Raw genomic sequence first — 13,914 nt, 5'->3', positions numbered from 1 at the left:
GTGTCCGCCCCTGATGAAGTGGCCGGATGCGCAGACCCCGCCCCCTTCTCCTCGTCCCCGCCGCCGCCCTGCTCCTGGCCACTGCCTGCGGCACGGAGCACCCGGACACCGGCGGTGGGGCCGGCGCGGCCGTCCCGGCGCCCCGCGTCACCGTCACCGACCCCCCGGTGGACGGCGTCCGGATCACCTCGGTCACCATCCCCTCCGCCTCCCCGGCCCCGTCCGCCTCCCTGGGCCGGGTGCACGCGGACCGGCTGCCCGGCGACTCCGGCATCTCCGCCGCCTACCAGGTCAGCAACGACGGCGACGAGGCCATGACCTACACCGTTCGCTTCGACTTCACGACGGACACCGGCGCGGTCATGGGCAACAAGAAGGTGACCGTGCCCGGGGTCCGGCCGGGCCACAGCACCGCCGGCACCGTCGAGCTGGGCGTGCTCGCTCCCGGCGCCTCCCCGGTGACCAGGGTGAAGGTGGCCGAGGTCACCAAGGTCCCCGCCGACCAGGCCCCGTCCGAGACGGGCGCCTGCCCGGCCTCCGGTGTGCGGCTGTGGGCCGACGACGGCGACGCCGCGATGGGCCTGCGGGTCGTCGGGCTCCACCTGGAGAACTGCGGCACGCGGGACTACACGCTCGACGGCTACCCGGAGCTGAGCCTGCTGGACGAGGACCGCGAGCCCGTCGACGGCATCCGGGTCCTGCACGGCGGTGACGCCATCGCCATGGGAACCGGCTTCGACGACCCGCCGAGCCCGCTCACCCTGAAGCCCGGCGAAGCCGCCCTCTCCGGCCTGATCTGGCGCAACACGACCCTGGCGGGCACGGCTGTGAACGTGCCCTACGTCCGGGTCCTGGCGAAGCCGGGCGCCGCGCCCGTGACGGTCACGCCGGGTCTGGATCTCGGGACCACGGGCAAGCTGGGCGTCGGCGCCTGGCAGCGGGCCGGCCGCTGAGCGGGGCCGGTGCGGCCGGTCCGGCGGCGCCTGTTCGCCCAGCGCAACGGCGACGACCAGGTCCGCGTCTACCTGATCCAGCGGGTCCCGGCCGGCTGGATCGCCGCGAGCGGCCTGACGCCGAAGGACACCGACGCCGTCCGCGGCCGGCTCCTGGAGAGCTACGCCCACTGGGCACCCCGCATGAAGCAACTGATCACCGACAACGACGGCCCCTACGTCGACCGCCCGGTCTTCGCCCTGCCCGTGCCGCACACCTGGCAGCACGACCCGAGCGTGACCCTGCCCGGCGACGCCGCCCACCTCATGCCGCCGCTGGGCGTCGGCGTCAACCTCGCCATGCTCGACGCGAGCGACCTCGCGCTGGCCCTGGCGAACGCGGCGACCGTCGACGACGCCCTCCACGACTACGAGCACGACTACGAGAAGACCATGCTTCCCCGCTCGGCCGAGCACGCCCGGGCGCTCGAAGGCGGTGCCGAACACCTGCCGGCCGGCGGGCTCCCCGACCCCGGTGACGACGAGCCCCGGCACTGACCACCCGCCACTAACCCCCCCCGTCACGACGGGCTCCCGCGGAAATTCCGCGCGGCCGCCCCGTGCCCCTGGGTACGTTGGAGCCGCGGACAAGCGCACGACCAGCGCGTTCGCGTCCCTTTCTGCTCCTTTCCGAGGCGACCCACCGTGTTCCTGACGATCACCACCACCGGCACCCCCGAACGTCCCGCGACCGACCTCGGGTTCCTGCTGCACAAGCACCCCGACAACGCGCAGTCCTTCACCACCTCGCACGGCGTCGCGCACGTCTTCTACCCCGAGGCGGATGCGGAGCGCTGCACGGCCGCGCTGCTGCTGGAGGTGGACGCGGTGGCCCTGGTGCGGCGCGGCAAGGGCAACGGACGCGGCGGCGCACCCGACGCGGCGCTCGCGCAGTACGTCAACGACCGCCCCTACGCGGCCTCCTCGCTGCTCGCCGTGGCGATCGGCAACGTGTTCTCCAGCGCGGTGCGCGGCGTCTGCAAGGCCCGCCCCGAAGCTCCGGCGCGGACACGGCCGTTGCGGATCGAGGTGCCCGCACTGCCCGCCCGTGGCGGCCCCGACCTGGTACGGAAGCTCTTCGAGCCGCTCGGCTGGACGGTGACCGCCGAACCGGTCGCCCTGGACGCCGAGTTCCCGGAGTGGGGCGCCTCGCGCTACGTCCGCCTGGTCCTGGAGTCCGAGGCGCTGACCCTCTCCGAGGCGCTGCGCCACCTGTACGTGCTGCTCCCTGTCCTCGACGACACCAAGCACTACTGGGTCTCCGCCGAGGAGGTCGACAAGCTGCTGCGCGCGGGTGACGGCTGGCTGCCCGGCCACCCCGAGCAGAAGCTCATCACCAGCCGCTACCTCTCCCGCCGCTGGTCGCTGACCCGGCAGGCGATGGAACGGCTGGAGCTGGTCCGGCTCGCCGAGGCCGACGACAGCGAGGTCGAGGAGATCGACAACGCGGTCGAGGAGGAGACGGAGACCGAGGAGAAGCCGACCCCGCTCGCCGTGCGGCGTCGGGAGGCGATCCTCGACGCGCTCCGGCGTTCCGGCGCCGCCCGCGTCCTCGACCTCGGCTGCGGCCAGGGCCAGTTGGTGCAGGAGCTGCTGAAGGACCCGTCCTTCACCGAGATCGTCGGCGTCGACGTGTCGATGCGGGCGCTCACCATCGCCTCCCGGCGGCTCAAGCTGGACCGCATGGGGGAGCGGCAGGCCGCCCGCGTCACCCTCTTCCAGGGCTCGCTCGCCTACACCGACAAGCGGCTCAAGGGATACGACGCGGCCGTGCTCAGCGAGGTGATCGAGCACCTCGACCTGCCGCGGCTGCCCGCCCTGGAGTACGCCGTGTTCGGCGCCGCCCGCCCGCGCACGGTCCTCGTCACCACCCCGAACGTCGAGTACAACGTCCGCTGGGAGACCCTCCCCGCCGGCCACACCCGGCACGGCGACCACCGCTTCGAGTGGACCCGCGAGGAGTTCCGCGCGTGGGCCCACCGGGTCGCCGGACGACACGGCTACGACGTCGAGTTCCTCCCCGTGGGCCCGGACGACCCGGAGGTCGGCCCGCCCACCCAGATGGCCACGTTCACGTTCTCTGCGAAGGAGGCGAAGGCGGCATGACCGAGACACAGCGCACCGGGCGGGTCCTGCCCGTCACCGACCTCTCCCTGGTCGTCCTCGTCGGCGCCTCCGGGTCCGGCAAGTCCACCTTCGCCCGGCGCCACTTCCGGCCCACCGAGGTCATCTCCTCCGACTTCTGCCGGGGCCTGGTCTCCGACGACGAGAACGACCAGGGCGCGACCAAGGACGCCTTCGACGTCCTGCACTACATCGCGGGCAAGCGGCTCGCCGCCGGCCGCCGCACGGTCGTCGACGCGACCAGCGTGCAGCAGGAGTCCCGGCGCCGGCTGGTCGACCTGGCCAAGCAGTACGACGTGCTGCCCGTCGCCGTGGTCCTCGACGTGCCCGAGGAGGTGTGCGCCGCACGCAACGCGGCCCGCACCGACCGGGCCGACATGCCCCGCCGGGTCATCCAGCGCCACATCCGCGAACTCCGCCGCTCCGTCAGGCACCTGGAGCGCGAGGGCTTCCGCAAGGTGCACCTCCTGCGCGGTGTCGAGGAGATCGAATCGGCGACCGTCGTCACCGAGAAGCGGTTCAACGACCTCACCCACCTCACCGGCCCCTTCGACATCGTCGGCGACGTCCACGGCTGCGCGAGCGAACTGGAGTCCCTGCTCGCCAAGCTGGGCTACCAGGACGGCGTCCACCCCGAGGGCCGTACCGCGGTCTTCGTCGGCGACCTCGTCGACCGCGGCCCGGACAGCCCCGGCGTGCTGCGCCGCGTGATGTCCATGGTCGGGTCGGGCAACGCGCTGTGCGTGCCGGGCAACCACGAGAACAAGTACGGCCGATATCTCAAGGGCCGCAAGGTCCAGCACACCCACGGACTCGCCGAGACCATCGAGCAGATGGACGGCGAGAGCGAGGAGTTCAAGGCACAGGTACGGGAGTTCATCGACGGACTGGTCAGCCACTACGTCCTCGACGGCGGCAAGCTGGTCGTCTGCCACGCCGGGCTGCCCGAGAAGTACCACGGCCGCACCTCCGGCCGGGTCCGCTCGCACGCGCTGTACGGCGACACCACCGGCGAGACCGACGAGTTCGGCCTGCCGGTGCGCTACCCGTGGGCCGAGGACTACCGGGGCCGCGCGGCCGTCGTCTACGGCCACACCCCGGTCCCGGAGGCCCGCTGGCTGCACAACACCATCTGCCTGGACACCGGCGCCGTCTTCGGCGGCAAGCTGACCGCGCTGCGCTGGCCGGAGCGGGAACTGGTCGACGTGCCGGCCGAGCGGGTCTGGTACGAGCCGGCCCGCCCGCTGCGGACCGAGGCGCCCGGCGGCCAGGACGGACGCCCGCTGGACCTGGCGGACGTCCACGGCCGACGGGTCGTCGAGACCCGGTACCAGGGCCGGGTCGCGGTCCGCGAGGAGAACGCGGCGGCCGCCCTGGAGGTGATGAGCCGCTTCGCGGTCGACCCGCGCCTGCTGCCGTACCTGCCGCCGACCATGGCCCCGACGGCCACCAGCCAGGTGGAGGGCTACCTGGAGCACCCGGCGGAGGCCTTCGCCCAGTACGCGGCGGACGGGGTCGCCCGGGTGGTGTGCGAGGAGAAGCACATGGGCTCGCGGGCGGTGGCGCTGGTGTGCCGGGACGCGGAGGTCGCGCACAAGCGCTTCGGTGTCCCGCCCGGCCCGACCGGCTCTCTCTACACCCGCACCGGACGCCCGTTCTTCGACGACGAGTCGGTGACCGAGGAGATCCTCGGCCGGATCCGCGCCTCGGTCGACGCGGCCGGTCTCTGGGACGAACTCGCCACCGATTGGCTCCTGCTCGACGCCGAACTGCTGCCCTGGTCGCTCAAGGCCTCCGGCCTGCTGCGCGCCCAGTACGCGGCCGTCGGTGCCGCCTCCGGCGCGGTCTTCCCGGGCGCGCTGGCCGCCCTGGAGCGGGCGGCGGGGCGCGGGGTCGACATCGGCGAACTGCGCGACCGGCAGCGCGAGCGGGCCGCCGACGCCGCCGCGTTCACCGACGCCTACCGCCGCTACTGCTGGACCACCGACGGCCTGGACGGAGTGCGCCTCGCCCCCTTCCAGATCCTCGCGGTGCAGGGCCGCAGCCTCGCCGCGCTCCCGCACGAGGAGCAACTCGCTCTGCTGGACCGGCTGGTGGAGCACGACCCGACCGGCCTGCTGCAGACCACCCGCCGCCTGCACGTCGACACCGGCGACCCGGAGTCGGTACGGGCGGGCGTCGACTGGTGGCTGGAGATGACCGGCCGGGGCGGCGAGGGCATGGTCGTCAAGCCGGCCGGTGCGGTGGTACGCGACCCGCAGGGCCGCCTCGTCCAGCCCGGCATCAAGTGCCGCGGGCGGGAGTACCTGCGGATCATCTACGGCCCCGAGTACACGCGCCCCGACAACCTCACCCGCCTGCGCGGCCGCTTCCTCAACCACAAGCGGTCCCTGGCGATCCGCGAGTACGCCCTCGGCCTGGAGGCCCTGGACCGCCTCGCGGACGGCGAGCCGCTGTGGCGCGTGCACGAGGCGGTCTTCGGGGTCCTGGCCCTGGAGTCGGAGCCGGTCGACCCGCGGCTGTGAGCGACGGGCCCCGGCCGGTCAGCCGACCAGCCGGAGCCGCCGCGCGCACGCCCCCACCCGGACCGTCTGCCCCCAGGTCAGCTCCAGGGCGTCGGTCTCGATGCCGTCGCCGAAGGCGATCAGCCGGTCCGACTCGACCGTGAGGGTCAGGGCCGCCGAGGCCGCCAGCTCGCCGGCGACCAGGGACGTCCCGGTCGCCGGCGACGGCCAGGCCTCCCGGACGAACCAGAGGAGGCGGTCCTCCGTGGGGGCGGGCAACGGCAGCCGGGCGCCACGCTCCTGCCACACCGAGCGCAGCCAGCCGGTGGCCCCCGTGCCGGTGCCCACCAGCACCCCGGATGAGGCCTGGGCCTCGACGACACCCCCGTCGCCCTCCAGGCCCAGGCGGTATCGGGCGGTCTGATGACCGGCGGTACCGAGGTAGATCTCGTTGAGCGCCACGAGCCGCTGCGTGTCGTCGGCGACCGCCTCGACCATCGTCAGCTCGTCGGCACCCGTGGCCGTGGCGGCGACCGAGGCCAGCAGTACGGCCGCCTGCTCCGGCCGGTGCCGGACCAGCACGCCCGGGTTGCGGCCGGGGTCGGTGTCGATGCCGATCACCGGCTGCCCGTCCAGGTACTTGGCCACGTTCGCCACCAGCCCGTCCTGGCCGACCACCACGACCACGTCCTCGGGTGCGAACAGGAAGCGGTCCAGGTCGGCCCGCTCGACCCGGGCCTGGCGCCAGGCCAGCGGCACCGCCGAGGTCACCTCGGCGAGCGCCCGCCGGGTTCGCCGGTGGCGGTCGGCGACCTCGGCCATGTCCCGGCCCCGGGAGGCCAGGAAGAAGGCCGCCTGGCCGTGCGTGCCGTGCCGGGCCACCAGCTCCTCGTACTCCGTGGTCCGGTGGACGAGCACGGCCCGCGGCGCGAGGCTCATTCCCGCTCCCCGCCCAGCCTGGCGAGCAGCCCGGTCAATACGTCCGGCGACACCGTGACACTGTCGATGCGCGGCAGGTTCTCGGCGAGCCGGGCGCCGGTGAGGGCGTGCAGCGTGGCCACGTCCGCCTCGCCGTGCACCCGCAGCCAGGCCGCCTGTGCCGCGGCCCGTGCCTCGCCGACCTCCCGGGCCCCCGCGGCCTCGGCCCGCGCCAGCGTGACCGCCCGCGCCGCCTCCGCCTCGCCCAGCTTCACCGACCGGGACGCCTCCGCCTCCGCGAGCCGTACCGTGCGCGCCGCCTCCGCGTCCGCCAGCTTCACGGACCTGGCCGCCTCGGCCTCCGCCAGCTTCACCGTCCGGGACGCCTCCGCCTCCGCGAGGACCGCGTCGGCCGCCGCGTTCTCCTCCGCCTCGCGCCGCGCGTTGGTGCCCCGTTGGTCGACGAGCTGTTCCTCGCGGCGGGCCAGTTCGATCTGGCTCGCCAGTTCGTTCTCGGCGATCGCCCGCTCCCGCTCGACGGCCACCGCGCGCCGCTCGTACGTCGCCCGGTCGGCCTCCTGCTGGATCTGCTCGCGGGCCGGGGTGCGCAGCGCCCGCTCCACCTCGGGCTCGGGCCGCAGCGCCATCACGCGGACGGCCACCACCTCGATGCCGGTGGCGGGCAGCCGCGGTTCCGCCGCCAGGCCGGCCGCGATCCGCTCCCGGACCACGGTCACCCCGTCGACCAGCGCCTCCGCCAGCGGGGTGCGGGCCAGCGCGTCCAGCGCGTGCTGCTGGGCCGTCTCCGTGAGGAGGGTGCCGAGCTGTTCGAGCGGGGTACCGCGCCAGACCCCGGTGTCCGGGTCGATGGAGAAGTCGAGCCGGGCGGCCGCGACGGCCGGGTCGCCGACGCGGTAGGTGACGGTCGCCTGGACCGCCACGTCCTGGAAGTCGGCGGTACGGGCGTGGAAGGTCATCGCCAGTTCACGGTCGTCGACCGGGACCTCGGAGATCGCCGCGGTCAGCGCGCGGAACCAGAAGCTGAGCCCCGGCCCGTCGTGCAGCAGGCTCTCGCCCTTGTGGTGTCTGACGTGCGCCGTCGGCGCGCCGCGCAGATGGCGCCAGCCCAGGCGCCGGGTGATGTCGGCCATCGGTTCCGCCCCCTCGCTTTAAGAGTCATGTTGACCATAATCTCGAGCCTGCTTGTCGTCAAGGGGACGAGAAACAAGAAACGGTCGAGCAGGGGGTGAACGCGGTCGTCGATGGTCAGGATGGAGGCATGGGATTCCACGTCGACTCCGAGGCCGGGCGGCTGCGCCGCGTCATATTGCACCGGCCGGATCTGGAGCTCAAAAGGCTCACCCCGAGCAACAAGGACGCCCTTCTCTTCGACGACGTCCTCTGGGTGCGCCGGGCGCGGGCCGAGCACGACGGCTTCGCCGACGTGCTGCGCGACCGCGGGGTCGCCGTGCACCTCTTCGGCGACCTGCTCGAAGAGGCGCTGGCGATCGAGGCCGCCCGCACCCTCGTCCTGGACCGGGTCTTCGACGAGAAGGAGTACGGCCCGCTCGCCACCGACCACCTGCGCGCCGCCTTCGAGAAACTGCCGGCCGGCGAACTGGCCGAGGCGCTGGTCGGCGGCATGACCAAGCGGGAGTTCCTGGCCGCCCACGAGGAGCCCACCTCGGTCCGCTTCCATGCCATGGACCTCGACGACTTTCTCCTCGAACCGCTCCCCAACCACCTCTTCACCCGCGACACCTCCGCCTGGGTCTACGACGGCGTCTCCATCAACGCCATGCGCTGGCCCGCCCGGCAGCGCGAGACCGTGCACTTCGAGGCGATCTACCGGCACCACCCGCTGTTCCGCGGCGAAACGTTCCACGTCTGGTCGGAGGGGCAGGCCGCCTACCCCTCCACCATCGAGGGGGGCGACGTCCTGGTGATCGGGAACGGCGCGGTCCTGATCGGCATGAGCGAGCGCACCACCCCGCAGGCCGTCGAGATGCTCGCGCACAAGCTGTTCGCGGCCGGCTCAGCGCGGACCATCGTCGCCCTGGACATGCCGAAGCGGCGCGCCTTCATGCACCTCGACACCGTGATGACGATGGTCGACGGCGACACCTTCACCCAGTACGCAGGGCTCGGCATGCTCCGCTCGTACACCATCGAACCGGGCGCCGGCGAGAAGGAGCTCAAGGTCACCGACCACCCGCCGGAGCACATGCACCGGGCGATCGCCGCCGCCCTCGGCCTCAGCGAGATCCGGGTCCTGAGCGCCACCCAGGACGTGCACGCCGCCGAACGCGAACAGTGGGACGACGGCTGCAACGTCCTCGCCGTCGAACCCGGCGTCGTCGTCGCCTACGAACGCAACTCCACCACCAACACACATCTGCGCAAGCAGGGCATCGAGGTGATCGAGATCCCCGGGAGCGAACTGGGGCGGGGGAGGGGCGGGCCGCGGTGCATGAGCTGCCCGGTGGAGCGGGATGCCGTGTGAGGAGCGCCGCGCAAGCCGCGTGAGCCGCTGTCTGTCGTGGTGCGACCCGGTGACCCTGGAGGGGGACCGCCTGCCGGGCGATGCGGTGCCCACCGACCGCGCCACGCGGTACGCGGGTGCGCCGACGGCGCGGCGGCCTGATCCGGCGCAGGTCGACCCTGCCGCTGACCGGCGCGGCGGGTGGTGTCGGTCGAGTCGTGCGGAGGGCTCGATGACCTTGCGGGCCCGACGGTCCTGTATAGAAATGTGGAACATCGTATAGACTTCCAAAGTCCCGAAGCCGACCCACCGCTGGAGCGCCCCCATGGCGACTGTCCCGACCGCCCTCGCCGGCCGCCACTTCCTCAAGGAGCTGGACTTCACCCAGGAGGAGTTCCGCGGGCTGGTCGAGTTGGCCGCCGAGCTGAAGGCGGCCAAGAGGGCCGGGACCGAGACGCAGTACCTGCGCGGGAAGAACATCGCGCTGGTCTTCGCGAAGACCTCCACCCGTACCCGCTGCGCCTTCGAGGTCGCCGCCGCCGACCAGGGCGCCGCCACCACCTACCTCGACCCGGCCGGATCGCAGCTCGGGCACAAGGAGTCGGTGAAGGACACCGCCCGGGTCCTCGGCCGGATGTACGACGCCATCGAGTACCGCGGGCACGGCCAGGGCGTCGTCGAGGAGCTCGCCGCGTTCGCGGGGGTGCCGGTCTACAACGGCCTCACCGACGAGTGGCACCCCACCCAGATGCTCGCCGACGTGCTCACCATGACCGAGCACAGCGACAAGCCGCTCACCGACATCGCCTTCGCCTACCTCGGCGACGCCCGCTACAACATGGGCAACTCCTACCTCGTCACGGGCGCCCTGCTCGGCATGGACGTCCGGATCGTCGCGCCCCGCCTGCTGTGGCCGGACGACACCATCGTCGAGCTCGCCCAGCAGCTCGCCGGCGCGTCCGGCGCCCGGATCACGCTCACCGAGAACGTGAAGGACGGGGTGCGCGACGCCGACTTCGTCGCCACCGACGTCTGGGTGTCGATGGGCGAGCCCAAGGAGGTCTGGGACGAGCGCATCGCGCTGCTCGGGCCGTACGCCGTCACCATGGACGTGCTGCGCGCCACCGGCAACCCCGACGTCAAGTTCCTGCACTGCCTGCCGGCCTTCCACGACCTCGGCACGGTCGTCGGCCGGGAGATCCACGAGCGGCACGGCCTGACCGAACTGGAAGTCACCGACGAGGTGTTCGAGTCCGAGCACTCGGTGGTCTTCGACGAGGCCGAGAACCGGATGCACACCATCAAGGCCGTGCTGGTGGCCACACTCGCCTGACCAGCGCTGTTCATTGCCCCTATGCTGTGCGGCGGCCCGGCACCACCCCACGCCGGAGCCGCCGCCGCGGCCGACCCCGGATCGCACCCGCACCACCAGAAACGAGCACCACCCGCATGCCCCGCATCAAGTCCCCCCACCTCCTGGTGGCCGAATCCGGCGCCGACCGGGAGGGTCACGGCCTCCGCCGCACCATGGGCCTGTTCCAGCTGATCTGCTTCGGCATCGGCGCGATCGTCGGCACCGGCATCTTCGTCGGCCTCTCCGACTCGGTCGCCCAGGCCGGCCCGGCCGTCGTCGTCTCCTTCGTGCTCGCCGCGGTCACCTGCGTCTTCACCGCCCTCTCCTTCGCCGAGCTGGGCGGCGCGATCCCGGTCTCCGGATCGTCGTACTCCTTCGCCTACGCCGGGCTCGGCGAGTCCACCGCCTTCCTGGTCGGCTGGTGCCTGCTCCTGGAGTACGGCGTCTCGATCTCCGCCGTCGCGGTCGGCTGGAGCCAGTACGTCAACGAGCTGCTGCACAGCCTCACCGGCCTCCAGCTGCCGCACGCCCTGTCCGCGGGCCCCGGCGACGGCGGGATCGTGAACCTGCCCGCCGTGATCGTCATCGCGATGGCCGCCGTCCTGCTGGTGCGCGGGGTCCGGGAGAGCGCCCGGGCCACCGCCGCGATGGCCGCGGTGAAGCTGGTCATCCTGCTCGCGTTCTGCGCGATCGGCTTCAGCGCCTTCAAGGACGGCAACCTCGTCCCGTTCTCCCCGGCGGGCCTCGGCGGCATCGGCGCGGGCACCACCGCCGCGTTCTTCTCCTACATCGGCTTCGACGCGATCACCACGGCCGGCGAGGAGGCGAAGAACCCGCGCCGGGACATCCCGGTCGCCATCCTCGTCTGCATGGGCGTGGTCACCCTGCTGTACTGCGCGGTCGCGCTGGCCGCCATCGGCGCCATCGGCGGCGGCCAGGTCGCGGGCCGCCCCGCCGCCCTCTCCTACGTCGTCAACCAGGTCACCGGGTCCGCGATCGGCGGCGGGGTGATCGCCTTCGGCGCGGTCGTCGCCATCGCCTCCGTCGTCCTCGCGGTGATGTACGGCCAGACCCGCATCCTGATGTCCATGTCCCGGGACGGCCTGATCCCGCGCGTCTTCGAGAAGGTCTCCCCGAGGACCGCCACCCCGGTCGCCGGCACCCTGATCGTCGCGGCCGTCTTCGCGCTGCCCGCGGCCTTCGCCTCGCTGGACGCGGTGATGAACCTGTGCACCATCGGCACCCTCGCGATCATGGCCGTGGTGAACATCGCGGTGATCGCCCTGCGCCGCCGCGAACCGGCCCTCGCCCGCACCTTCCGGGTGCCGCTCTACCCGGTCGCCCCGCTGCTGGGCGTCGCCTTCTGCCTCTACCTGATGTACGAGACCGGGTGGACGACCTGGCTCCAGTTCGCCGTCTTCCTGGTCGTGGGCCTGCTGGTCTACCTCGGCTACGGCCGCCGGAACTCCACGCTGGCCACCGCCGGGCCGGTCACGCCGGACGCCACTGACGCGGTACTACAGGAAGCCTGAACCACACCGCCTTGCCGGACTCGGTGGGGCGGTGCCCGCAGGACGAGCTGAGGGCGCGGATCAGCAGCAGGCCGCGCCCGCCCTCCTGCATGGGGTCAGGCTCCTCGATCACCGGACGGGTGAGGTGCCCGGGCGGCGCCGGGTCCGGGTCGTGCACCTCGACCTTGCAGCCCCCCGGCACCAGCTCGACGACCAGCTCTATGGGCCCCCTGCCGGCGGTGTGCTCCACGGCGTTGGCGACCAGTTCCGCGGTGAGCAGTTCGGCGGTGTCGGGGTCGGCCGCGTGGTCCGCCTCCTCCATCGCCGAGCGCACCAGGGCACGGGCGACCGGCACGGCCGCGACGGTGTGCGGCAGCGCGATACGCCAGGAGGCGGCGGAAGGTGGTTCGTACACGGCGATTCCGTTCATGGCGCAGGCGATCACTGCATGTCCTGCTTTCAACTGTAGGAATGGTACGGGCCCCGTCCCGGACGCTGTCGGCGCCCCCCTGACGGGCCTTCGTCCCGGTAACGGGTGGCTTACCCCGCCCGTGGGCCCGTCTCGCACATCGGGCTCCGCTGTTACCGCGTTATTGACGTGCCGTGACCTTGTGACGCCGTGCACACGAAAGAGCCCCCGGAAGCCGGGGGCTCCTCCGCGACTGGGGGATCAGCCGAAGTCGACCCTTCCCGCGGTCGGCGTGGCGCCGTCCGCCGGGCCGATCAGGACGAACGCGCCGGCACGGCGGCAGACCGCGTGGGCGTCCGGCGGGAGCGGCTCGGCGTTGCGGCCCCCCCCGTTCACAGAGGCCGTTCGGCGGTGTCACCGGGAGGCGTTCGCAGGCCCGCGAACACGCCCCCGGGCTCCCGGAGCCGTTCGTGCAGGGCACGGAAGACGGCCGCCGAGCGGGTGCCCGGCCAGTCGGCCGGCAGCAGGTTCGTCGGCAGCCCGGGGTCGGTGTACGGCAGGTGGCGCCAGGTGTCGAGGGCACGGAGATAGTCGCGGTAGGCGTCCTCGGGCGGGGTGTCGGCGCGGTGCTCCCAGCCGCGCAGCACCGGCTCGTGCGCGTCGAGGAACTGCTCGTGGGCCTTGGCGATCGCCGTCAGGTCCCACCAGCGGGCGACGGCCTCGGTGGTGGGCTGGAAGCCGAGGTGGTCACCGCGGAAGAAGTCCACGTAGGGGTCGAGGCCGAGCCGGCGCAGGGTGTGCCTGGTCTCCTCGAAGAGCCGGGCCGGGGCGATCCACACGCCCGGCGCGGCGGTGCCGAAGCCGAGTCCGGCCAGCCGGGAGCGGAGCACGTGCCGCTTCTGCCGTTCCGACTCGGGCACCGAGAACACCGCGAGCACCCAGCCCTCGTCCTGCGGCGGTGCGGCGGCGTACACCCGGCGGTCGCCGTCGTCGAGCAACTGCCGTGCCTCCGCGGAGAGCTCGTACCCGGCGGCGCCCTGCGCGGTCCGGGCCGGTGCCAGCAGCCCGCGCCGTTTCAGCCGGGACACCGACGAACGTACGGAGGGGGCGTCCACGCCCACGGCGGCCAGCAGGCGGATCAGCTCGGCGACGGGCACCGGGCCGGGCAGGAAGCGGCCGTACGCGCCGTAGAGCGTGACGATGAGGGACCTCGGGGCGTGTTGCTCGGGCACGTTGATCATTTTAGGTCCCCGGCATCGCTGCTGGTCACCTTCGGTGCACGGCTGAATGAGAGTCAGGGTTCCGGGGGCCCGTCCCGGACGCCCCGCGCAGGCCGGCGGGGGCCGGGTCAGGCGGCGACGGCGAGGCGGCCGGCCGGGCCGCGGTGCGGCGGGACCACGCTGCCGTCGGCGTGCAGCTCGCCGGTGTCGTCGAAGACGATCGCGCCGTCGCACAGCAGGGTCCAGCCCTGCTCGGGGTGGGCGGCGACGATGTGCACCGGGCCGCGGTCGGCCGTCGCGCTCGGGGACTGGTGGGAACACATGGCGCACCTCCACGGGTCTGCCTCCGGCACGGTCGCCGACCGGCATGACCAGACCATGCTCCCGCCGTGAACGCCGG

11 protein-coding genes and 1 pseudogene are annotated in these 13,914 nt (G+C 73.0%); 7 read left to right on the top strand and 5 right to left on the bottom strand.

Annotated features, from left to right (window positions below; all coding sequences use genetic code 11):
* The first annotated feature begins 26 nt into the window (after positions 1-26).
* The 4 genes and pseudogenes from BLW82_RS10725 to BLW82_RS10710 all read left to right on the top strand — a co-directional run bounded on the left by BLW82_RS10725 (position 27) and on the right by BLW82_RS10710 (position 5,641).
* Positions 27-953 (top strand): DUF4232 domain-containing protein, encoded by a 927-nt coding sequence (locus BLW82_RS10725; protein WP_093498564.1) that lies wholly within the window; start codon positions 27-29, stop codon positions 951-953.
* Between the two features lie 24 nt (positions 954-977).
* Positions 978-1,490: pseudogene (locus BLW82_RS10720) on the top strand (FAD-dependent monooxygenase); the annotation flags it as partial.
* 147 nt (positions 1,491-1,637) lie between these two features.
* Entirely contained in the window at positions 1,638-3,098 is a 1,461-nt protein-coding gene (locus tag BLW82_RS10715; protein WP_093498563.1) for a 3' terminal RNA ribose 2'-O-methyltransferase Hen1, read from the top strand.
* Positions 3,095-5,641, top strand: coding sequence for a polynucleotide kinase-phosphatase (locus tag BLW82_RS10710; protein ID WP_093498562.1), 2,547 nt, complete (start codon positions 3,095-3,097; stop codon positions 5,639-5,641). The genes BLW82_RS10715 and BLW82_RS10710 overlap by 4 nt, the downstream gene beginning before the upstream one ends.
* A gap of 18 nt (positions 5,642-5,659) precedes the next feature.
* Here BLW82_RS10710 and BLW82_RS10705 read toward each other — a convergent pair whose 3' ends face one another.
* Both BLW82_RS10705 and BLW82_RS10700 read right to left on the bottom strand, forming a co-directional pair.
* The gene (locus BLW82_RS10705) at positions 5,660-6,559 is read right to left on the bottom strand and encodes an NAD(+)/NADH kinase (RefSeq protein ID WP_093498561.1); all 900 of its coding nucleotides are present in this window, start codon (positions 6,557-6,559) and stop codon (positions 5,660-5,662) included.
* On the bottom strand, positions 6,556-7,689 hold the full coding sequence (locus BLW82_RS10700) for an SPFH domain-containing protein (RefSeq protein ID WP_093498560.1): 1,134 nt from the start codon (positions 7,687-7,689) through the stop codon (positions 6,556-6,558). Before BLW82_RS10700 ends, BLW82_RS10705 begins: the two co-directional genes overlap by 4 nt.
* A 128-nt stretch (positions 7,690-7,817) precedes the next feature.
* On the opposite strand from BLW82_RS10700, the gene BLW82_RS10695 reads away from it, so the two are divergent.
* From BLW82_RS10695 to BLW82_RS10685, 3 genes are all read left to right on the top strand, one after another.
* Positions 7,818-9,041 carry an arginine deiminase gene (locus tag BLW82_RS10695; protein ID WP_093498559.1) on the top strand — a complete coding sequence of 408 codons (1,224 nt, stop codon included), beginning with the start codon at positions 7,818-7,820 and terminating at the stop codon, positions 9,039-9,041.
* A gap of 304 nt (positions 9,042-9,345) precedes the next feature.
* Positions 9,346-10,353, top strand: coding sequence for an ornithine carbamoyltransferase (gene argF, locus BLW82_RS10690; RefSeq protein ID WP_093498558.1), 1,008 nt, complete (start codon positions 9,346-9,348; stop codon positions 10,351-10,353).
* Positions 10,354-10,469: 116 nt separating this feature from the next.
* Complete coding sequence (locus BLW82_RS10685; protein ID WP_093498557.1) at positions 10,470-11,906, top strand: amino acid permease; 1,437 nt, start codon at positions 10,470-10,472, stop codon at positions 11,904-11,906.
* On the opposite strand, the gene BLW82_RS10680 is transcribed toward BLW82_RS10685, so the two are convergent.
* The 3 genes from BLW82_RS10680 to BLW82_RS10670 all read right to left on the bottom strand — a co-directional run bounded on the left by BLW82_RS10680 (position 11,866) and on the right by BLW82_RS10670 (position 13,837).
* Positions 11,866-12,315: an ATP-binding protein gene (locus tag BLW82_RS10680; protein ID WP_093507989.1), complete on the bottom strand. Its 450-nt coding sequence runs from the start codon at positions 12,313-12,315 to the stop codon at positions 11,866-11,868. The genes BLW82_RS10685 and BLW82_RS10680 overlap by 41 nt on opposite strands.
* Positions 12,316-12,686: 371 nt before the next feature.
* Positions 12,687-13,535, bottom strand: coding sequence for a PaaX family transcriptional regulator (locus BLW82_RS10675; protein WP_093498556.1), 849 nt, complete (start codon positions 13,533-13,535; stop codon positions 12,687-12,689).
* A gap of 107 nt (positions 13,536-13,642) precedes the next feature.
* Positions 13,643-13,837 carry a DUF5999 family protein gene (locus tag BLW82_RS10670; RefSeq protein ID WP_093498555.1) on the bottom strand — a complete coding sequence of 65 codons (195 nt, stop codon included), beginning with the start codon at positions 13,835-13,837 and terminating at the stop codon, positions 13,643-13,645.
* Positions 13,838-13,914: the final 77 nt, after the last annotated feature.

The organism is Streptomyces sp. Ag109_O5-10 (genome assembly GCF_900105755.1).
In the GTDB taxonomy this organism is placed as follows: Bacteria; Actinomycetota; Actinomycetes; order Streptomycetales; family Streptomycetaceae; genus Streptomyces.
Note: the sequence above shows the minus strand (reverse complement) of the source record. Positions and strands in the feature narration are given on the sequence as shown.

Coding starts and splice junctions, on each gene's coding strand:
- BLW82_RS10725 (WP_093498564.1), top strand. CDS start 27: ATGCGCAGACCCCGCCCCCTTCTCCTCGTCCCCGCCGCCGCCCTGCTC.
- BLW82_RS10710 (WP_093498562.1), top strand. CDS start 3,095: ATGACCGAGACACAGCGCACCGGGCGGGTCCTGCCCGTCACCGACCTC.
- BLW82_RS10705 (WP_093498561.1), bottom strand. CDS start 6,559: ATGAGCCTCGCGCCGCGGGCCGTGCTCGTCCACCGGACCACGGAGTAC.
- BLW82_RS10700 (WP_093498560.1), bottom strand. CDS start 7,689: ATGGCCGACATCACCCGGCGCCTGGGCTGGCGCCATCTGCGCGGCGCG.
- BLW82_RS10695 (WP_093498559.1), top strand. CDS start 7,818: ATGGGATTCCACGTCGACTCCGAGGCCGGGCGGCTGCGCCGCGTCATA.
- argF (WP_093498558.1), top strand. CDS start 9,346: ATGGCGACTGTCCCGACCGCCCTCGCCGGCCGCCACTTCCTCAAGGAG.
- BLW82_RS10685 (WP_093498557.1), top strand. CDS start 10,470: ATGCCCCGCATCAAGTCCCCCCACCTCCTGGTGGCCGAATCCGGCGCC.
- BLW82_RS10680 (WP_093507989.1), bottom strand. CDS start 12,315: ATGAACGGAATCGCCGTGTACGAACCACCTTCCGCCGCCTCCTGGCGT.
- BLW82_RS10675 (WP_093498556.1), bottom strand. CDS start 13,535: ATGATCAACGTGCCCGAGCAACACGCCCCGAGGTCCCTCATCGTCACG.
- BLW82_RS10670 (WP_093498555.1), bottom strand. CDS start 13,837: ATGTGTTCCCACCAGTCCCCGAGCGCGACGGCCGACCGCGGCCCGGTG.